Source organism: Gemmata algarum, from assembly GCF_034097035.1.
Taxonomy (GTDB): domain Bacteria; phylum Planctomycetota; class Planctomycetia; order Gemmatales; family Gemmataceae; genus Gemmata; species Gemmata algarum.
This window is the reverse complement of sequence record NZ_JAXBLV010000211.1, coordinates 46149-66662: the sequence shown is the minus strand read 5'-3', so window position 1 is coordinate 66662 and position 20514 is coordinate 46149. Positions and strand designations below refer to the sequence as shown.

General features: G+C 65.4%; 15 protein-coding genes. 6 read left to right on the top strand and 9 right to left on the bottom strand.

Going from position 1 to position 20514, the window contains the following annotated elements:
- Positions 1-96 precede the first annotated feature (96 nt).
- The 3 genes from R5W23_RS24560 to R5W23_RS24550 all read left to right on the top strand — a co-directional run bounded on the left by R5W23_RS24560 (position 97) and on the right by R5W23_RS24550 (position 5396).
- Positions 97-1056, top strand: a complete 960-nt coding sequence (locus tag R5W23_RS24560; protein WP_320688599.1) for an SGNH/GDSL hydrolase family protein — start codon at positions 97-99, stop codon at positions 1054-1056.
- A gap of 74 nt (positions 1057-1130) precedes the next feature.
- Entirely contained in the window at positions 1131-4607 is a 3477-nt protein-coding gene (locus R5W23_RS24555; protein ID WP_320688598.1) for a PVC-type heme-binding CxxCH protein, read from the top strand.
- Positions 4608-4727: 120 nt separating this feature from the next.
- Entirely contained in the window at positions 4728-5396 is a 669-nt protein-coding gene (locus tag R5W23_RS24550) for a CbiM family transporter (protein WP_320688597.1), read from the top strand.
- Positions 5397-5444: 48 nt separating this feature from the next.
- On the opposite strand, the gene R5W23_RS24545 is transcribed toward R5W23_RS24550, so the two are convergent.
- From R5W23_RS24545 to R5W23_RS24535, 3 genes are all read right to left on the bottom strand, one after another.
- Positions 5445-7424, bottom strand: a complete 1980-nt coding sequence (locus R5W23_RS24545) for an endonuclease MutS2 (RefSeq protein ID WP_320688596.1) — start codon at positions 7422-7424, stop codon at positions 5445-5447.
- A gap of 143 nt (positions 7425-7567) precedes the next feature.
- Positions 7568-8032 (bottom strand): TIGR03067 domain-containing protein, encoded by a 465-nt coding sequence (locus R5W23_RS24540; RefSeq protein ID WP_261187051.1) that lies wholly within the window; start codon positions 8030-8032, stop codon positions 7568-7570.
- A gap of 88 nt (positions 8033-8120) precedes the next feature.
- Positions 8121-9128: a class I SAM-dependent methyltransferase gene (locus R5W23_RS24535; RefSeq protein WP_320688595.1), complete on the bottom strand. Its 1008-nt coding sequence runs from the start codon at positions 9126-9128 to the stop codon at positions 8121-8123.
- 254 nt (positions 9129-9382) lie between these two features.
- Between R5W23_RS24535 and R5W23_RS24530 the strand changes: the two genes are divergently transcribed.
- Positions 9383-9640, top strand: coding sequence for a hypothetical protein (locus R5W23_RS24530; protein ID WP_010049143.1), 258 nt, complete (start codon positions 9383-9385; stop codon positions 9638-9640).
- 193 nt (positions 9641-9833) lie between these two features.
- Here the strand turns inward: R5W23_RS24530 and tsaD are convergent, their stop codons facing one another.
- The 3 genes from tsaD to R5W23_RS24515 form a co-directional block, all read right to left on the bottom strand.
- Complete coding sequence (tsaD, locus tag R5W23_RS24525; protein WP_320688594.1) at positions 9834-10856, bottom strand: tRNA (adenosine(37)-N6)-threonylcarbamoyltransferase complex transferase subunit TsaD; 1023 nt, start codon at positions 10854-10856, stop codon at positions 9834-9836.
- A gap of 65 nt (positions 10857-10921) precedes the next feature.
- Positions 10922-12661: a serine/threonine-protein kinase gene (locus tag R5W23_RS24520; RefSeq protein WP_320688593.1), complete on the bottom strand. Its 1740-nt coding sequence runs from the start codon at positions 12659-12661 to the stop codon at positions 10922-10924.
- A 138-nt stretch (positions 12662-12799) separates the two neighbouring features.
- The gene (locus tag R5W23_RS24515) at positions 12800-13345 is read right to left on the bottom strand and encodes a DUF4240 domain-containing protein (RefSeq protein ID WP_320688592.1); all 546 of its coding nucleotides are present in this window, start codon (positions 13343-13345) and stop codon (positions 12800-12802) included.
- Positions 13346-13952: 607 nt separating this feature from the next.
- Between R5W23_RS24515 and R5W23_RS24510 the strand changes: the two genes are divergently transcribed.
- The gene (locus tag R5W23_RS24510; RefSeq protein ID WP_320688591.1) at positions 13953-15716 is read left to right on the top strand and encodes a methyl-accepting chemotaxis protein; all 1764 of its coding nucleotides are present in this window, start codon (positions 13953-13955) and stop codon (positions 15714-15716) included.
- A 186-nt stretch (positions 15717-15902) separates the two neighbouring features.
- On the opposite strand, the gene R5W23_RS24505 is transcribed toward R5W23_RS24510, so the two are convergent.
- From R5W23_RS24505 to R5W23_RS24495, 3 genes are all read right to left on the bottom strand, one after another.
- Positions 15903-17168 (bottom strand): hypothetical protein, encoded by a 1266-nt coding sequence (locus tag R5W23_RS24505; protein ID WP_320688590.1) that lies wholly within the window; start codon positions 17166-17168, stop codon positions 15903-15905.
- Between the two features lie 107 nt (positions 17169-17275).
- Entirely contained in the window at positions 17276-18133 is an 858-nt protein-coding gene (locus R5W23_RS24500) for a TatD family hydrolase (RefSeq protein ID WP_261187059.1), read from the bottom strand.
- A gap of 944 nt (positions 18134-19077) precedes the next feature.
- Positions 19078-20166, bottom strand: coding sequence for an IS630 family transposase (locus R5W23_RS24495; protein WP_320688589.1), 1089 nt, complete (start codon positions 20164-20166; stop codon positions 19078-19080).
- An 83-nt stretch (positions 20167-20249) separates the two neighbouring features.
- On the opposite strand from R5W23_RS24495, the gene R5W23_RS24490 reads away from it, so the two are divergent.
- Entirely contained in the window at positions 20250-20468 is a 219-nt protein-coding gene (locus R5W23_RS24490; RefSeq protein WP_320688588.1) for a hypothetical protein, read from the top strand.
- Positions 20469-20514: the final 46 nt, after the last annotated feature.

The following is a 20514-nucleotide window of genomic DNA, read 5'->3' as shown; positions in this document are numbered from 1 at the left end:
GAAGTAAGGGCGACACTAATACACAACCCGCCGGACGTGTCAACCGCGACCGGTTCGTGTACGCTAACGTAACATCCCACCCGCGAGGAACCCCTCATGCTCCTCTCCGCCGCGTTCGCGGTGCTTCTCGGCACCGCACCCGCCGCCCAGCCGGCACAGGCGCTCAAGTTAAAAGACGGCGACCGAATCGTGTGGCTCGGCGGCACGCTCGTCGAGCGCGAACAGCGGTACGGCTACTGGGAAGCGGCGCTCGTTGCCGCGAACGCCGACAAGAACATCACCGTCCGCAACCTCGGCTGGAGCGGCGACACGGTCCACGGCGAGTCCCGCGGGCGGTTCGACTTCAACAACCCGGACGCGTGTTTCAAACAAATCGTTGACCAAACGCTGGCACTGAAGCCCACCGTGATCTTCGTGAGCTACGGCTCGAACGAAGCGTTCGAGGGTAAAGAGGGGCTGCCGAAGTTCGAGAAGGGACTGGAAAAGCTCCTCGACGCGCTGAAACCCGCCAACGCGCGAATCGTCCTGTTCACGCCCATTCCGGTTAACGCTCTTGAAACGCAAGCGGGCGCGCCCAATCCGCAAAAGCGCAACGAGATGATTGACCTGTACGGCAAGAGCATCCAAACCCTGGCGCAAAAGCACGGGCACCAGTTCGCCGACTTGAATGAATTTGTGAAGGTCATCTTTTTCACCCAAGAAAGGTTTCTCAAAGACGATCAAAAGCTCCGAAGCCAGCACCCACCACTCACGACGAACGGCGTGCATTTGACCCAGGACGGATATCGAATGACCGCCACAGCGTTCATTGCGAGCCTAGGGTATTCTGCCGCCGGCCCTACCGGCGAGCGCGAGAAAGAGCTTGAGCTGCTTCGCCAGGCGATCGTCGCGAAGAACGAGCAGTTCTTCAACAAGTGGCGCCCGCAGAACGAGACCTACCTGTTCGGGTTCCGCAAGCACGAGCAAGGTAAGAACGCGAAGGAGATGGCCGAGTTCGATCCCTTCATCCAGAAGGCCGAGGACGAAATCGCCCGGCTCCGCAAGGGGCTAAAGTAACGAACCCGCCCCAACCGCCCGGGCGAAACGCTCGGTGCGCCCGCTCCCGAATCGCACACCAACCCCCTCCCACTATGCGCACATACACGCTCAGCCTGCTACTCGCGCTTGTGCCGTCGGTCGCGCTCGCGCAGACCAACGCCACGGTGCCTGACCCGGACCCCGAACTGGAGCGCAAGACGTTCATCGTCGCGCCGGGGTTCGAGGTGACGCTCTGGGCGGCCGACCCGCTGCTCGCCAAGCCGATTCAGATGAACTTCGACCCGCAGGGCCGGCTCTGGGTCGCCAGTAGCGAGCACTACCCGCAGATCAAGCCGGGCGAGAAGGCCAACGACAAGATCATCGTGCTCGAAGACACGAAGGGCACCGGCCGAGCGGACAAGACCACCGTGTTCGCCGACGGGTTGCTCATCCCCACGGGACTCGAACCCGGTGACGGCGGCGTGTATGTCGCTAACAGCACCGAACTCGTTCACCTGAGTGCGAGCAAGCCGGGCGGTCAAGCGGACAAGAAGCGGGTGCTGCTGAGCGGGTTCGGCACCGAGGACACGCACCATATCATTCACACGTTCCGGTGGGGACCGGACTGCCGGCTCTACTTCAACCAGTCGATCTACATTCACTCGCACGTCGAAACCCCTACGGGGGTGAAGCGGCTCAACGCCGGCGGGATCTGGCGGTTCAACCCCGACAAAACCGAACTCGACGTGTTCGCCCGCGGGTGGGTGAACACGTGGGGTCATGCGTTCGACAAATACGGCCAGTCGTTCGCGACCGACGGGGCCGGCGGTGAGGGCATCAACCACGTCGTTCCCGGCGGGTACTATCTCACTTCGCAGGGGCCGCACGCGCAACGGGTACTGCACGGGCTGAACCCCGGCTCGCCCAAACACTGCGGGCTCGAGATCATCAGCGGGCGGCACTTTCCGGACGACTGGCAGGGCGACCTCATCACGAACGACTTCCGCGGGCACCGCGTCTGCCGGTTCAAGCTCCAGGACGACGGCAGCACGTTCGCCAGCCGCGAGATGACGGAGGTGATCAAGAGCAACCATCCGGCGTTCCGGCCGATCGACGTGAAGATGGGGCCGGACGGCGCGCTATACATCGCGGACTGGTACAACCCGATCATCCAGCACGGCGAGGTGGACTTCCGCGACCCGCGCCGCGACAAGACGCACGGCCGCATCTGGCGTGTCACCGCGAAGGGCCGCGATCTCGTGAAGCCGCCGAAGTTGGTGGACGCCACTGTTCCCGAACTGCTGGAGCAGTTGAAGGCGCCGGAGCAGTGGACCCGCCAGCAGGCGAAGCGCGTGCTCAAGGAGCGCGGCGCCGAAAAGGTACTGCCGGAATTGGAGAAGTGGGCAAAGAAGGCCGCCGACCCTGATCCGACCGACTACCGCCCCCTGCTCGAAGTGCTCCGACTCCACGAAGCATTCGGGACCGTCGCCACGCTGCCGCCCGACGCGCGAGAGGCAACTCACGCCACGTTTGATTTGCTGACCGGACTGCTGCACTGCCCGCAGCCGGAGGTTGCGGGACTCGCGACAAGACTACTGGCAGAGTCCGGCGTCCGCGATGATCGGAAGGTGTCAATAATAGCTGCGGGGTGTAGCCACCCCCATCCGCGAGTCCGCATGGAGGCCGTCCGCGCACTCGCCGGCATCCGACACCTCGCGTCTGCGCCCATCGCGCTGACGGTTCTTGATAAGCCAATGGACCGCGTTCTCGACTACGCCCTCTGGCTGACGGTGCGCGAACTCGAACCGTACTGGCTCCCCGAGTTCCAGGCGGGCAAGCTCACGTTCGGCGGCGACGCGAAGAAGCTCGCGTTCGCTCTCAACGCGATCGGCAACAAGGACACCGTGAAGCCCGTTCTCGCGCTGATCGACGGCGGAAAGGTGCCGAAAGAGAACGTTCGCGGGCTGTACCTGTTACTCGCGCAGATCGGTGGCGCTGGTGAGATCACAAAGGTTCTCACGCATGCCGGAGAAACCGACACCCCCGAGGCCCAGCGGGCCGAACTCACCCAGGCGGTTGAAGACGCGATCCGCACGCGCAAGATCACCGCGCCGAAGGGGGCGGCCGCCCTGAACCCCCTTCTGAAAGGCACCGGAGCCGCACGACGCTCGGCGATGCGTATCGCCGGATTGTGGAAGTCTGAAGAGCACGCTCTGGTACTGTCGAAGGTGGCGAGCGACGCGCAGGGCACCACCGAGGACCGTCGGGCCGCGCTCGAAGGGCTGGCCGCGATGGGTGGGTCGCTCGCCCAGAGCACGCTTGACGCGCTGATGTCGCCGAAGTCGCCGCCGGCGTTCCGGCGCGACGCGATCATCGTTTACACCGCCACCAAACCCGACGACGCGGCCACCAAAGCGGCCGAATTTCTCACGGGCGCCCAACCCGACGAAGAGTTGACCGACCTGTTCGCGGCGTTCGTCAACCGAAAGGGGGGAGCGGCCACTCTGGCGAAGGCGCTCACAGGGAAGACGTTCGCTGCCGATGTCGCGAAGATCGGACTGAAGGCCGTTCGCGCCAACGGTCAGCCCGCGGACGATCTCGTTGCGGCGCTCACGAAGGCCGGGGGGCTCGATGCACCTCGCAAGCCGCCTACCGATGCCGAGGTGAAAGCGCTCACCGCCGAAGCACTCAAAACCGGCGACGCGGCGCGGGGCGAAGTGGTGTTCCGGCGCAAGGAGCTTCAGTGCGTCGCGTGCCACGCTTACGGTGGCGCCGGCGGGCAGGTCGGTCCGGACCTCACGTCGATCGGCGCCAGCGCGCAGCCCGACTACCTTGTCGACTCGCTCCTGCTGCCACATAAGGCGATCAAGGAAGGGTTCGACGTGACCCGCGTTGTCACCGTCGAGGACAAGGTGCTTCAGGGGATCAAGATCCGCGAGGCGAACGGGCTCCTCGTTCTTCGCACCGCGGAGGATAAGGAAATCACGGTCCCGGTGAAGGACGTCGCGGAGCAAAGCAAGTCCACGAAGTCGCTCATGCCCGAAGGGCTAACGGACCCGCTTACGAAGCAGGACTTCGCGGACCTCGTGAAGTACCTGTCGGAACTCGGAAAGGTGGGCGGGAGCTACGCACCGAGCAAGGCGCGGCTGGTACGCCGGTGGCAGGTGATCGACCCGAGCCCGACGAACCTGAACGCGTTCCGTCGCGCCCGCGTGAGCGCCGCGGCCGAGCCGGACGCGCCGTTCACATGGTCGCAGGGGTACTCGAAAACGTCGGGCGATTTACCGCTCGCAGAACTGCCGAAGTTTACCGTGTGGGCCGACACCGCGCCGCAGAGCGTGGTCCGGTTCCAGTTGGACGTGACTACTGCGGGCGCGGCGAAGCTCAAGTTCAACTCGGTAGCCGGGCTGACGGTCTACGTCGGCAACGTCCCGGTCGAACCGAAGCCGGAGACGGTGCTCGATCTCAAGACCGGCGTACAGACGGTGACGGTCCTGATCGACCGCTCGAAGCGCACCGAAGACGTGCGTATCGAACTGGACGACGTGGAGAAGTCGCCGGCCCGCGTCGCGGTGGTGGGCGGGAAGTAGCTCACACTGGGGCGCGGGTCCGCTGACCGTTCGAGTGCCGAGTGCGCTCGGCGGTTCGGTCACGCGAACTGAACACGATCGCATTTGCGGACCAGAGGTCCGCGCTCCAGAAACGCACGCATGTATACAGCACTGTTCGCGGTTCACTTGGGCGATGGGGCGCTTTCCGACGTGTGGTTGGCGTCCGGGTTCGCCGGGATGGCGGTTCTGCTAGCGATCGCGCTGTACCGGGTGCGTGAGGACGAGATCCCACGCATCGGGGTGCTGACGGCCGCGTTCTTTGTGGCGTCGAGCGTTCACATCAAGCTCGCGGTGCTGCCGACGAGCGTTCACCTGATCTTAAACGGTCTGGTGGGTGTGGTGCTGGGGCGCCGCGCTCCGCTGGCGGTATCGATCGGACTGGGCTTGCAGTTCGCGTTACTCCAGCACGGCGGTTGGTCCACGCTAGGGCTGAACACGTGCATCGTGGGTGTGCCCGCTCTTGCGGCGGGGCTCCTGTACCCGGCGCTACGCCGGTTGGGTGTGCCGGCGTTCGCTCGCGGCGTGCTGCTCGGGGGCGGTGCCGTTGCGGCCGCCGTCCTGCTGAATTTCGTGGCGCTGCTTCTGGGCGGAAAGTACGAGTGGGAGCGGCTCGCTCAACTCGTGTTGCTCGCCCACTTGCCTGTTGTGGTCGTGGAAGGGGCGATGCTCGGCGTACTGGTGAGCTATCTGGAAAAGGTGAAGCCGGAGATGCTCGGCTCCGTTCCCGTCCCGCAAGAACCGGCGAATCAGCCAGAAGACGCTCCGTAGTAAGTGCTTTGTCACGCGGGTCAGCACGACCGGCCCGCGTGGCAAGCGCTATGCCGGAAAGATTTCTTCAAAAGGGACTTCCCACTGCCCGATGCCCACACTCACGGTGACCGTTTGCTTCTTGGCGTCCACCTTCACGACCTTTCCAGTCGAGCCGAACCGCTGCACCGTCACCAAGGTTCCCGTTTTCAGCGTCGCACGAAGCTCGTTGAGAGCCGCCCGCTCGGCGGCCTGATTGTCGAGCGCCGCACGCTCGCGAGCCAGTTGCTCTTTCTCCCGGTCGGCCTCGTGCCGGGCGGCCAGCGCGTCGACCTTCGCTTGCTCGGCCTCCAACCGCAATTCTTGAAGCCGGGCCAGTTCGCCGCCCTTCCCCTTGCGCTTCTTAAGGTACTTGTGCGCCTTGCGCAACAGATCCTTCGGCAACTTGAGGCGCCGGGCGATCTTGAGTGCGTTACTCATCCCGAACTGCCCGATGTGCAACCGGTAGGTCGGGCGCATGGTTTCAATGTCGAACTCGACGGCCCCGTTCTCGGCCCGGTCGTTGTTAAACGCGTAGGTCTTCAGGTCGCCGAGGTGCGTCGTCACGATGGCGCGACACCGCACCGAATCGAGTTGGTCGAGGATCGCGCGCCCGAGCGCCGCGCCTTCGGTCGGGTCCGTACCCGCGCCCAATTCGTCCAGCAGGATAAGGCTGTGTTCGTCTGCGACCTGGAATATAGAGCTGATGCGCGTGATGTGTGAAGAGAACGTGCTGAGTGACTGTTCCAGACTTTGCTCGTCGCCGATGTCTGCGAGGATGTGGCGGAAGACGGGGACTAAACTCCCTTCGCCCGCGGGGATGTGCATCCCGCACTGGGCCATCAGACACAAGAGCCCGGTCGTTTTCAGCGTTACCGTTTTGCCGCCGGTGTTGGGTCCGGTAATCACCAGCAGGTTAAACCCGATCCCGAGCCGGATATCGATCGGAACCACCGAGCGCGTTTTGGGCTTGGGGCTCGGTGCGGAACTGCCGGAACCGGGCGGCGGTGCTTCAGCGACCGGGTCGTTGCGGAACATCGCTTCGAGCAGCGGGTGACGGGCTTGGCGGAGCCACAGCTTTCCTTCTGTGTTCACGTCCGGCGGCCACATGTTGAAGTCGCGAGCGTAACGAGCCCTTGCGGTGATGAGGTCCAGCTTCGCGATCACTTCCAGCGAGTAGATCAGCGGCTTCGAGACCTTCCCGACCTCGCTGCTGAGCCGCCGCAGCACCCGCTTCACCTCGCGGTCCTCGTCGGCCTTCAGTTGCACCCGCTCGGCGCTCAGGTTGGCGATGCTGGCGGGCTCGATGAAGACCGTTTCGCCGGTCCCGCTGACGCGGTGGACCACCCCGTTGACCTTGTGCCGGTGGTTCACCGACACCGGTAGCACGTAGTGGTCCCCGTGAACGGTCGCGTTCGGGTAGCTCAGGATCTTGCGTAACTCGGGGTCGCGCAGCAGGCGCCGGACCTCGGCCTTCACCTTCTCGTCGAGATCGAAGAGCTTCTGGCGCACCGCGGCCAAGTCGCGGCTGGCCATGTCAAGAACATGCCCGCGCCCGTCGATGCACCCCCCGATGGACTTGCCGACGGTGCCGAGGTCTTCGATCCCGGAGAGGTGGTCGATGATTCCCGTAAGGTGCTCCGCCAAGCGCATCCGGTAACGGTACATAGCGCCGGTGCAGTTGAGTGCTTCGGCCACCTCAATGAGTTGCTCGGCGGTGAGCATGGTGCCGATTTGCGCCCGGCGCGCGACCAATCGGACATCGTGCAGGCCCGCAAAGGGCGGCGCCTGATTCAGCCCGAGCGCCTCAACCATCTCCGTCGTGAGTTGGATTTCCTTGCGGATCGTGCCGGGGTCGAGTGACGGCTCGGTCTGGCGCGCGAGGTCGCGACCGAGTGTGGATGCGGCGTATCCGGCGAGCAGTTCGCGAACCTTCTCGAAGCCGAGGAGATCGAGCGTGTGAGCGTCCATGAGGGCTGCGGCAGCCTGTGTTGCTTCGAGGGTAATCATGATACCCGTGACACGCCCGTAGCGCGGCGGGTTCGGATAGGTGGATTGTACGCGGCCGGCGAGCGGGGGCGTGCCTCCCGCGAGGAACCTTTCACCGACCGGTGGTGCATTCCTCGGGGTTCGCACACTGCTTCGCTGTGCGATCATTTCGCCTGTCGCGCCCAGGTTTCGAGGAAGTAGCCGCTGCCGGTGGGCGATTCGAACTTGGTCGGTTTGGGCTTATCAACCGGTCCGTAGCACATTTTCAGCTGGTTCCCAGCCAGTTCGTAGATGCCGTGGCACTTCTTGCCCTTTTGCGGCCCGTCGGCGAACTCGAACGTGATCGCCTTTGGTGCGGTAGCTGCGTCGAGGGTGATGTTCGCCAGCGCTAGACGGAAGATGATCGGCTTCCCGTCTTTGTCCAGCTTCGAGTCCTTAAAGTACAGGAAATACTCGCTCTTATCGAACACCGCAGTCACCTGCTTCATGATGTCCGTGGGCATCATGGCTTTGCCTTCGGTCTCACACTGGAGCGGCTTCCAGTAGCCCTGCACCTTGTCGAGGTCGTTGGCCGGCGCGGGCGCCGGTGGGTTGGCGAGCACCACGGTCGCGAACGTCAGCGCGCTCATCAGGACTCCTACACGAACCATCGCACACCCCCGCGGGTTCCAGTCCGGTTTATCGGGCATATGGCCGGGCCGGTCGGTCACGTCAATCTCAACCGAGCCGTTCACACACGACCGCAGTGTGCGACCCCCTAACTCGCGTGAGCAACACCCCTCGATGACCGGGGCCGGCGAGCTTCAACTTCTTCAACACCTCTGTCGGGTCGGCGGGCGATCCGCGGTTGATGATCGTGACCCGCCCGACTTGCCGCTCGCGCAGGTAGTCGCGCAGATGTTTTGGGTGGAAGGGGGCCGTGTGCTCGACCCGGTACGCGGTCGCGAAGGCGGTGGGGGTGTGCGTGCCGGCGGTGAGTAGTTGGACCTCGAAGTCGGTTACTTCAGCGCTGAGGCGTTCCGCAAGTTGAGCAACCAGCCCGGCCCGCGTGACCGCCGGATCGGGGTCATACAGCACGCTCCCCACCCGTTCCGCGAGCGGCGGCAAAGCCGATTCTCCTTCGCCGGTCAGCGTTTCGCCGGAGGGAAGTACGGTCGCGCGGCGGGCCACCCAGCGCAGCGGTCCGAACCACAGTACACACTCTTTCAATTCGCCGCTCAGTGACACGAACTCGGCCTCTGCGGCGCCCGGGATGTCGGACTTCGCCACTCCTGGTGCGATTTTCACCCCGAGCGGGAAGTCCGCTCCGAACCGTCCGCGAATTGCGCCCAGGGAAGGTGCGTAGTCTTCGGGATCGAGAAACCGCCGACCGCTCGCCCGGCGAGCCGGGTCCGCGAATGCGCTCTTCGCGTCCGGGAGCGGAACCGCAATCGCATCGCCCGTAACCCCGCGCACGCGGTCGGTCACTCCGAGCGCGGCGGCGTTGGCCACGCACATGGCAACCCGTAACGGGTCAAGATCCACCGCGTCCACCGTCAACCCGGTGCGTGCCAAGGCGATCGCATCGGCACCGACCCCGCAACACACGTCCGCAACGTTCCCGAACTCCGCGAACCGTCGCGCCCGGTGCCGTCCCACGATTTCACTCGTGGACTGCTCCAGCGCCTCGCGGGTGAAGTACATGAGGGCCGCATCGGCGAACTTGTCGCGAGCTTTGATTCGCAACAGAGCGGTCTCGAGTGCTGCGTGGGCGAGAGCCGGTGCATGGTGCTTTCGGAGCGTTGCGGCGCACGTAAGGAACGTGGCTTCCGTCGGTTGGAGCGAAACGGCTTGGCGCAATAACCGTTGTCCCGTGGGGCTCAGCAACTCGCGAAACGTTTCCAGGTCCATTGCCGCGTCTCGCACTCGACGTTCGTGTATCCAACCGATACCCTAAACCGAATCAGTCAAGGGCACACACACAGCATAAGGAGTCGATAATGGGGAACCCCGCGAGCGATACCCGGAAGGCGACCGAAAAGCGCCGCAAGCGGTACGAAGCACGCCTCGGGCCGGGCGTCTACCTTCCGAAGCAAGAACGCCTTGCCGTGAACGCCGAGATGGAAAAGTTCGCCGCGGCCGAGAAGGAACGCCTCGCCAAGGTCAAGGCCGAACGCGAAGCCAAGCGGAAGGCCAAGAAAGCTGCTCCGAAGCCGGCCGCCGCTCCTGCTCCTGCTCCCGAAGAAGCCAAGGCATAAAACCAAGAGCAAGCGTATTCACCGCAGAGAGCACGGGAGGGCGCAGAGAGAAGGCACCAAGAGAGTTAACTGAACTCTTTTCTCATGCCTCCTCTCTGCGCCCTCCCGTGCTCTCTGCGGTGAATACGCTTTATCACGCCCTCCACACCAACCGACACTACCGCGCCCTCCCTCCGCGGTGAATACTCTTCTATCAGAGCCAGTTGGGCTCGGCGTCCAAGTCGTCGGGCGCGAACTCGCCCAGCTTCCATTTCTCGACCGCCAGCGCTGCCATCGCGGCGTTGTCCGTACACAGCGACAGCGGCGGGATAAACAGTTCCGCTCCCTCTTTCTTGCACATCGCTTCCAACGCGGCTCGGAGCAGCTTGTTCGCGCTCACGCCGCCCCCAACGGCGAGCCGCGTGAGACCGGTTTTGCGCAGCGCCTGCTTACACTTCATCGCGAGCACATCGACCACCGCCGACTGAAAGCTCGCCGCGAGGTCGGCCCGCTTCTGCCCGGGACCGGGTGGGGCGGCGCGTTTCACGTCCTGTCCGTGGCACGCGTACATCACCGCCGTCTTCAGACCGCTGAAGCTGAACTCCAACCGACCGTCATCGATGAACGAGCGCGGGAAATCGTGCGCCTTAGGGTTCCCTGCCGCCGCCTCGCGCTCGACCGCCGGTCCCCCTGGGAAGCCGAGCCCCAGAATCGCGGCCACCTTATCGAACGCCTCGCCCGCGGCGTCGTCGCGGGTGCCGCCGAGCAACTCCATCGACAGCGCGGCGTCGCACCGGAACAGCGCCGTGTGCCCGCCGCTCACCACGAGACCGACGCACGGGAAGATGTCACGGCCCGCGGCCAGCCGGCACGCGAAGATGTGGCTGGCGACGTGGTTCACGGCGATCAACGGGATGCCGAGCCCGAACGCGAGCGCCTTGGCCGCGCTCACGCCCACCAGCAGCGCCCCGACCAGACCGGGGGTGTTGTGAACCGCCACACAGCCGATGTCCTTCAACCCGATGTTGGCACGCGTTAGCGCGTCATCGACCACCGGCAGCAGGCTCCGCAGGTGGGCGCGGGACGCGATCTCGGGAACGACCCCGCCGAATCGCGCGTGCAGGTCCGTTTGCGACGCGACCACACTCGACAGCACTTGCAGTTCGTCCGTGAACACCGCCGCCGCCGTCTCGTCGCACGAAGTTTCGAGGGCCAAGAAGTACGTCACTCGGTTCATCCCTGGGACTGCGGGCGTCCCGCCCGCTCTGTGCGCCGCGAATGCGGTTTCGGCGCCTTGCCGCGCTACAGGACCAGTGTAGCAGAGGGCGCGGCGTCCGCGGCCCCGGTTGATGGCTCCCACCACCGCGCCGCCAGCGCCGGGGTCCACTCGGTGCTGCACGCACATGCCACGAGCGCGGCCTCCAGGGCGCACGCCGTTTGAAATCGCTCCGCCGGCTCTTTCGCTAGGCACTTCGCAACCACGCCGGCGAGGTCGGCCGGCACGTCGGGGCGAACGGAGCGTACGTCCGGGGCAGGTTGCGTCAGGTGCGCGTTAATCATCTTGCCGACGCTCGCGCCCTCGAACGGCGGGCGCCCGGTCAGGCAGAAGAACGCTACCGCGCCGAGCGAGTACAGGTCGCCGCGCGGGTCCACGCTCTCGCCGGCGGCCTGCTCGGGGCACATGTACGCCGGGGTGCCCAGCACGGTTCCGGCGCGGGTGATCTTCACGTCGCTCGAAGATCCGTGGTCTTGTACCAGTCCGAAGTCGAGCAGCTTCGCCACGTCGCGCTGCCCGCCGAGGGCCGCGACGATGATGTTGGCGGGCTTCAGGTCGCGGTGGACCATCCCGGCCCCGTGCGCCTCCGACAGCGCGCCGCACAACTGCCGCAGCAGGTACACCGCGCGGCCCGCGGGCAGCGCCCCCCGGTCCTTCACCAAGCGGTCGAGCGTCGGTCCTTCGAGGTACTCCATCACGTAGTAGAAGCTGCCGTCGTCGCCGCGCCCGTAGTCGTAGATGCGGACCGTGTTGAAGTGCGTGAGGCCGGTGACGGCCCGCACCTCGCGCTCGAACCGGGCCGCGGTGGCGGGCTCGGAAGCCAGATCGGCCCGCACAAACTTCATGGCGCACGGGCGCTTCAGCAGCCGGTGCTCGGCGAGCCAGACCTCGCCCATTCCGCCCTCGCCGAGTCGCTTGCGCAGCGTGTACGCCCCCAACTGCTTCAACTCGCGCACCGCGTCGAACGCTTGCCGCTGGAGAGTACTCGAGCGGGCCGCGCTGAACACCGCGATTACGCCGGCCATGAACAGCGGCAGCGCCGTCGTCGGGAGCACATACGCGAGCGTCGGCCGCACCATGGGGTTGGCGGCGGCGGCCAGCGCCGTGGCTACGAGCGGCACCGAGATCAGCACCGCCGACCCGATCAGGCTGCGCCGCCGCGTGTTCGGAATGAGTACGCCGTACAGCACGATCGCGAACAGCAGCGGCAGCCCCGTCATCAGCGAGTTGAACCGGTAAAGCAGGTGGTGGTACCGCGCGTCCGGCGACGGGGCCGCGTCGGTTTCGAGCACCACGAACCGGGCAACGAACCCGGCGCCGGCGATGATACCGAACTCGGTCACCTCAACCGCCCGGAGCGCCCCGAGCGACGCGCCGGGGTACCGGAGCAGGAACGCCAGCCCGGCGGCGCTCTGGCCGAACACGAGCAGCGGGAGCCCGACCGCCCACCGCCCCAGCCCGGCCTCTTCCGGCACCGGGGCGAGGCCGGTGAGCCCCAGGAAGGCGACCACACCGGTCACGAGCCCGATCGAGCCGTGTGTGACCAGTAGTCGCTTGCGCAGGAGCTGGCGTGTCTCTTCGGCGAACCCGGCCGACCCCGTCGATGCGGTGCGCGGCGGCATGATGCTGGTTTGGGCGCCCGTCGGGTTTTGCGTCACGGGCCGAACGAGCGTCTCATCGACCGTGTTCGGGACCGGGCGTGCCACGGTCGTGTCGGGCGCCCCGTCGGGCGGACGAACGGCGGTGACGTCCGGGGTATCGGGCATGTGCGGCAGCTCAGCGCAGGTGGGCTTCAGAATAAGATACCACACGTCTCGCCCGCGTTGCCGAAACGCCAGCAATCGTGGCTTCGGGCGAAAAGAGCGTTTGCCGCGAGCGGCGCTTCTCGCGGTTGGCGTCCGCCGTCACGGCGCCGCGTCCTCGCTCGGCTCCTCGGGCGATACAAGGTACAGATGGCACAGCTTCGGGAACCGCTGGCGCATCTCGTCGGGGTCGTCGAAGTCCCAGTCGGTGCCCTCGGGCGGGGGCGGCGGGGCGTCCTCCTCGGCGCGATCGAGCCGCGTGTAGAAGTCGCTCATCCCGGTTTTCTCTTCGTACACCCGCAGCGCCGCGGCATCGAGCCCGAACCCGTCCACTGGGTCGCCGTCGAGAAGGTCGGCGAGTGAGTCCGGGTTCTTCAGGGCGTGTTCGTAGGCGTGCCGGCCGCGGCCCACCAGCCACACCCGGAAGTCCCGGAACCCGTCGTCCGAGCTGCCGCCGTTGATAAGCTGCGCCGCACCCCACAGGTCGATGAGGTTCGCGGAGCGGACGGCCTCGTCGAACTTGACCTGGAACTCGATCACCTCGAACCACTTGAGGTCGCCGAGCCGCTCTTTAAGGGCCTCGAAATGGTCGATCGCGTCGGGCCGGTAGGCGTCTTCGATCACCTTCCAGAACGATTTCCAGTCCATCGCGCACCTCATTACGGTGCGGCGTGCCGGGGCATCATCTGGCCGCGCCGCGGTGCAAGTATAGGGCTGCCAAGCCATTTTGGGTGAAACCGGGTCGGCTGCCACACGCGGCCCCGCGCAATACCGCATCAAGGCCAACCGAATCGAGGCGGATCTCGGTGAAAGTGTGGAAGCACCTTCGACAATTTTCGAGCCACCTGAAAGTTGCGCCAAGAGTGGATCTAAGTCAGCCGATATCTGATCCGAATCAAGCAAGAGCCGCGAATCGCGCGCCCCTGACCGGCCCGGCTGCGAACCTGCTCCGCCTCACGCACTTACACCGCATCGCACCGCGCACCATTCGAGCTGAATCGCTTTACGTCCTTCCTCACCCGATGAGGCTAATTCTGTTCCAGTGAAAAGCCTTAGGCAAATCCGCTGCGTTATCACCGAACAATATTCTTGACAGGAGAAATACTGACAAAAAGAGTGTATACTCTAATTAGCGACAACATCATCGCAGCCTTCACCTGCTTCAAAAACAGACAAGTGTCAACGCGTCGCCGCCCCGCGTGAGAGCCCTTCGCGGCAACAGACCCATCGGTTGGATACTCACTAGAGGATCTTCATGGGACTCTTGAGCCGTTTGTTCAAGGCCGCATCGGGAGCGACAGGCGATGTCACCAGCCCCCCCTCGCACACCGGGCACCGGTTGCCCATCGAAGTGCCGGTCCAGATCCTCGACGCGATCAAATTCAATGTCATGTACTGCGACACGCAGTTCGTGATCCGGTACGCGAACCCGGCGACCATTCAGACGCTCAAGCGGCTTCAGCAGTACTTGCCGATCCCGGCGGAATCGCTCGTGGGCAGTTCGATCGATGTGTTCCACAAGCGCCCAGCACACCAGCGTGGGGTGCTGGCGAGCGCGAGCACGATCCCCCCGGTGACCAACATCCGGGTCGGGCCGGAAACGCTCGAGTTGCGCGTTCAACCGGTGTTCTCCGTTACAGGCACCCGGCTCGGGACGCTCGTCACCTGGGACGTGATCACCCGGCAACTCGAGCTGGAAGCCGCCAACACGGACTCGCGGGGCCAAATCGATTCGATCAAACAGTCCTTTGCTGTCATCGAATTTGAAATGAACGGCAATGTCCGGACCGCCAACGATGTGTTCCTCAAGGCGATGGGGTACACGCTGGCCGAGATCAAAGGGCGGCACCACAGCATGTTTGTGGAACAGGCGTACGCGGCCAGCGCTGAATATCGGGAGTTCTGGGCCAAGTTGAACCGGGGCGAGCCGGTGATCCGGGAACTCAAACGGGTGGACAAGGCCGGGCAAGAGGTCTGGCTCCAGGCCTCGTACAACCCCATCATGGGTGCCGACGGCAAACCCTACAAAGTGGTGAAATTCGCCACCGACCTGACCGAGCAAAAGCGCAAAGCCGGGGCGATCCTCAGCGCGGTCAACCGAATGGCCAGCGGCGACTTCGCTCAGACCGTCCCGTCGCTCGGGGACGACCTGTTGGCCCAAGTCGGCACCGCGCTCAACGAGGCGATCGGTGCGGTCCGCTCTGCCCTGGAGAGCGTGCGGGAGGTGTCCGAACAGTTGGCCGATGCGGCCGCTCAACTGTCGAGCGCAAGCGAAGAGATCTCCACGGGCGCGCAGCAGCAGGCGAGCAGTTTGGAGGAGACCGCGAGCACGCTGCACGAGATCACGGCCACGGTACGACAGAGTGCGGACAGCGCGCAGCAGGCGCGTCAGTTGGCCAACGGGTCCCGGGAGGTGGCCGAGAGGGGCGGCTCGGTCGTGAGCGGGGCGGTGGAAGCGATGGGGGAGATCAACACGTCCAGCAAGAAGATCGCGGAGATCATCACCACCATTGACGAGATCGCGTTCCAGACCAACCTGCTGGCCCTCAACGCCGCCGTCGAGGCGGCCCGAGCCGGTGAGCAGGGGCGCGGGTTCGCGGTAGTGGCGTCGGAGGTGCGCAACCTGGCCCAGCGCTCGGCGACCGCGGCCAAAGAAATCAAGGCACTGATCGGCGACAGTGTGAAAAAGGTGGACGCCGGTACCGACTTGGTGAACCGGTCCGGTGCGACCCTGGCGGAAATCGTGTCCAGCGTCAAACGCGTCACGGAGATCGTGGCCGAGATCGCCTCGGCCAGCAAGGACCAAGCGTCGGGGATCGAACAAGTTAATAAGGCGGTGGGCCAGATGGACACCGTCACCCAGCGGAACGCGAGCCAGACCGAGGAGATGAGCGCCACCGCCCAAACCCTCACGGACCAGGCCGCGCAGCTCCGCGAACTGGTGGCCCGGTTCAAACTCGGGGCCGTGAGCCGGCCATCGGTACGCAAAGCCTCGACGAAGGCCAGAAGCTACGGCTAGCAGGTGGAACGTCTGTCGTGCGATCATTGCGACCAGTCGCTCCCAATAGCTTTTCGCGAGGCAGCACGAGCAAACAAAGGCCTGCACGCACCGGGTGACGCCCTCGCGCCGATCCGGTCCCGGTCGGGCGTTCGCCGCTTGGCCCAACCGAGCAACCCCGGCCGGTAGCCCCTTCCCTGCTTGCGCTTAGATGCCGAGCAACTCGCGCCCGGCCTTTGCGGAGCGCCGGTCGGGCGCTCGCGGGTCGTCGGTCACTTCCAACTCCCAGCAGCAGTGCAGGCCGTACACGTCTTCCGGGCTCATGTCGGCGCGGGCCTCGCCGATCAGCGCCGCCGGGATCGAGCCGACCATACCTAACCCGACGAAGTCGGTGCCGTCGCCGTTGAGCCCGGTGTACGTGTACCGGAGCAGCCACACCTGGCGCCGGTCGTCGGTGGGGACCCAGTTGAGTTCGCGCGTGTCGAACAGCTCGATGTGCGTCGGCGGGCCGGTGAACTCGCCCGCGTGGGCCAGCCAGTCGCACATCACGGCCTGCGCCTCGAAGTCCGGCTCCGCGGCCGCCGGCGGGATACGGTCCGCGCGGTCGAGGTCGCGCAGGTGCTGTTGCGCGGCCAGGCTGTAGCGCGGGTCCTCGCACAGGCGCGCCAGGAACGTGAGCCCCGCGGTGCCCCCGCGCGAGGCGCCGGCCTGCGCCGCCTCCATCTGCACCCCGACATCGGGGTGGTCCATCGCCAGCGCCGTCAGCGTGTTCCGGGCCGCCGCGCTGATAAACGGCAGCGCCGCCGCCGCGCTCCGCGCGTAGCTGAAGTTGTCGGCGTCCGAGTCGGCGAGCCACGCTTCGAGCCGCGTGTGGCCCTCCGCGGTGTCGAACGGGTGCGCGGTGACCGTCCCGCCGCGGGCGGCCGTGTTGGCGAGATCGAGGAACGCGACCGCGGCGAAGTCCGACGGGAGCGGCTCCCGCAGTTGGTCGATGAACGCGCCGACGAGCGGGTGCCCGTCCTCCGCGTACACCCCGAACACCACCTCCCACATGTACTCGTCGGGGAACCGGCGCACGGCCGCCGCCACGCGCTCCAACCCCGGCTGGGAGACGTACACCGCGAGCATCTTGCACACCGTCAACAGCGCCTCCGGATCGACGCCGGGAACCGCGATGGCGAGGTCGAACAGCCGGACGAGTTCCGGCGTGCCCCGGTCGCGCAGGAACCGCGTGGCGTCGTCGGTGGCCTCGTTCTGGAACAGTTGCGCGAGCGCCTGGAGCGGCACGCCGTTTCCGGGGGTGAGCAGCCGTTTCACGTCCGTTTGCTCGCGAAGTACCGCCACGAACTCCTCCGCGTCGGGGAGCGTGAGCTCCGTGTCTTCCCAGGGTTCAAGGGCTTCGGCGAGCGACGCCCCCGGGTTCGCAAGCGCGGTGCGGATCGTGTCGGAGAGGCTCAAGTTGCGACGGGCCATGTCGTGCGTTCGTCCGTGTGCGGTTTCAAGTTGAAAAGGCGTCGGGTCACAAGCCGTAACCTCATCGCCCGGCGAGGCCGAGCAACGGTGCGGCCTGTGGCCCGGCGTCAGTACCCCGCCTTAGCTTTGGCGAGAGCGACGCCGTTCGCGCTGGGCTCCGGCGGCCACTCCGTCCAGTTGTTCGCCTGGCGCCAGAAGGTGAGCGGGTTCTCGTACACCACCTTCCGGATGTCGGCCTCGGAGTGACCGCGGCGCTTCATCTCTTGGATCAGTTCGGGCACCGCGAGCGGGTCGGACCGCCCCCAGTCGCCGGCCGAGTTCGCCATGATCCGCTCGGTGCCCACCATCTCGATGATGTCGGCCGCGCGGGCGGGGGTACACTTCGAGACCGGGTACAGCGTCATCCCGCACCAGAACCCGTTGTCGAGTGCCAACTTAACCGTGTGCTCCTCGACGTGATCGACGCACACCCGCTCGGGCCTCACCCGCGAGTCGCCTTTGAGCATGTCCACGATCATCCGCGTCCCCTTGTACTTATCCTCGAGGTGCGGGGTGTGAATCAGGACCAGTTCGTTGGTTTTCGCGGCCAGGTCGAGGTGCTCCTGGAAGATGATCGCCTCGTTGCGGGTGTTCTTGTTGAGCCCGATCTCGCCGATCCCGAGCACGCCGGGGCGTGACAGGAACTCGGGGATCATGGCGATCACCTCGCGCGACAGCGAGACGTTCTCGGCCTCCTTGGCGTTGATGCACAGCCACGAGTAGTGCTTGATGCCGAACTGGGCGGCACGTTTCGGCTCGAACTCGGTGAGGTGCCGGAAGTAGTCGTGGAACCCCTGTGCGGAGCCGCGATCGAACCCGGCCCAGAACGCGGGCTCGGAGATCGCGGCGCACTGCGCGTAGGCCATCCGCTGGTAGTCGTCGGTGGTCCGCGAAATCATGTGGATGTGCGGGTCGATGTATTTCACCGTGACTCGATCTCCTTGAAGGCCAATGTGTTGCGCTCCGCTTCGCGCCGGGTTTCGTCTTCAAATGCCGAAGCCGCCCGCCGGTGTAGGCCAAATTCCATCTGCTACCAGCACCGGAACGTGTTCCCGCTCGGGGAGCCGTTATCGACTCGGCGGCCCGCAGTTCGGGTATTTTCTACCCCATTATCCCCCGGTGCGGCAGTTTCAGAAGCCCGATGCCGTCAGGATGTGCCGTCGGCGTCCGGTTCCAACCCGAGAGGCGAAGCCGCCCACACGAGTCTGGATCGACACAAAATGCGTCCGGGCAAATTGTTGCGCCTTTCGCCACGTCCCGCTGGCGTTTGATCTCGGTTCGTCCCGGGGCTCGTATTTCGTGCTCGGGACCGGCGATTCCTGGGTAGCGACCACCCAGCGAACGAGCAGCGAATTGGTAGTCGGGCGCCAGCGAATGTCCAGTCCGCGACCCATCAGTGCTGCGTCAGCCGGTGCCGTGCTGTAACCCCCGTTACAGCGCTTGCTGAAAGCCCCACCGTACACACCGCCGCTGCGGTGGTGGTGCGGTGGCCTTCACGCTCACCCTTAAGATACCGATGGCACGCGGCCCCGAAATACTTCCTCGCGGCTCACGCAGGCCGAAGGTAACGGGATTGCAGCGAAAGCGAGTTACCAGCAAAGTACCTGCTGGCTCAAAGGTGACGGAGAAAGGCCCGCCGCTTGCGAAGTCACCGCCTCTGGCCTCCGCCGCATTTTACGCGCTGTCGCGCGTGTGCGGCTCCGAACCCCCAAACGACGACCGACGGCGACGGGATGACAAGGCAGGGGAAGATATGGCCGAAAGCGACCACGCACACATTCCACCAATCACTTCAGCATTTATCGCAATCGAGCGGCACTAAGCCGAGAAGGAACTAGTGTCCTGAGTTAGAGATCCGTTTCCAGTTATTTTATGGCGGCGCCAGCCGCTCGCAGACCTTCTGAACGTTGCGGAGAATGAGGTCGGCGTCCTTGGTCCAGACGAACGGCTTGGGGTTGGCGTTGTGCGTGGCGAGGTAATCCTCGATGGCCTTCTCCAACGCCTCGACGCTCTGGAACGCCCCGCGCCGGATGCGCCGCTCGGTGATCGGAGCGAAGAACCGCTCCACCTGGTTGAGCCACGACGAGCTGGTCGGGGTGAAGTGCGGGACGTATTCCGGGTGACGGGCGAACCACGCCTTGACGGCCGGGTGCTTGTGGGTTCCGTCGTTATCCATCACCACGTGGACGGTGGTGCCCGGTTCCCGGGTCCGCGTGGTGTCGATGTGGTCCAGGAACGCCACCAACGCCTGGTGCCGGTGCCGCCGGTAGCACTTGCCGACAACCGCCCCGGTGGCCACATCGAGGGCACTGAACAGGCTCGTGGTGCCGTGCCGCACGTAGTCGTGGGTGCCCTTCTCGGCGCGCCCCGGCAGCAGGGGCTGGGTCGGCTGGGTGCGGTCCAGGGCTTGTACTTGACTCTTCTCGTCGATGCACAGCACGATGGCCTTGTCGGGCGGGGCCATGTACAACCCGACGACATCGCGCACCTTCGCGGTGAAGAACGGATCGGTGGACCGCTTAAAGGTTTCCCGCAAGTGCGGCTTGAGTCCGAACGCACGCCAGATGCGACTCACGGCAGTCTGGGACAGGTTCAACTCACGGGCCGGGGTGCGGGTGCTCCAGTGGGTCGCATCCTGGGGCTTGGTTCCGAGTGTTCGGGCCAGGGCCTGTTCGACCTGGGCGTCGGTGACCGTCCGGGTGGCGCCCGGTCGCGGCTCATCGGTGAGACCATCGAGGCGGACGTCGGCGAACCGGCCACGCCACTTGCGCACGGTCGGCAGGGTGATCCGCAGGTCGGCGGCGATGGCCGTGTTGGATTGCCCGTCCGCAGCGGCCAAGACGATCCGGGCGCGAATCGCGAGCCGCTGCTGGGTGGTGGGCCGACGGGCCCAGTCGGTCAGCTTCTCGCGCTCGCCGTCCGTCAGGGCGATCGGCTGAGGCTGAGGTCCGCGTGGCATGGTGGGTCTCCGGTTGCCGAATCGTAGACCCAGAAACTGCAGAGCGCAAACTGGAAACGGATTTTTAACTCAGGACACTAGGAATGCACGCCACCCACCTGTCGCGCCACACGAACAGCGAGAAGATGCAGGCGATTCTGCAGTGGGTCGGCGTCGGCAGCGTCATCCTGATGGGGGCGGGCGCGGCGGTCCACCTCTTCCGCGACCTGACCAAGCCGCATCACGAATGCAAGCCGGAGCCCTTCAGCCGGCACAAGTACCGGGAGCTGCGAGACCAGATGGGCGAGGACCGGGGCAGGTGACTGGTTGGGCCTCCGCCCGAGTGACGTATCGGTGCAGGGCGATTGG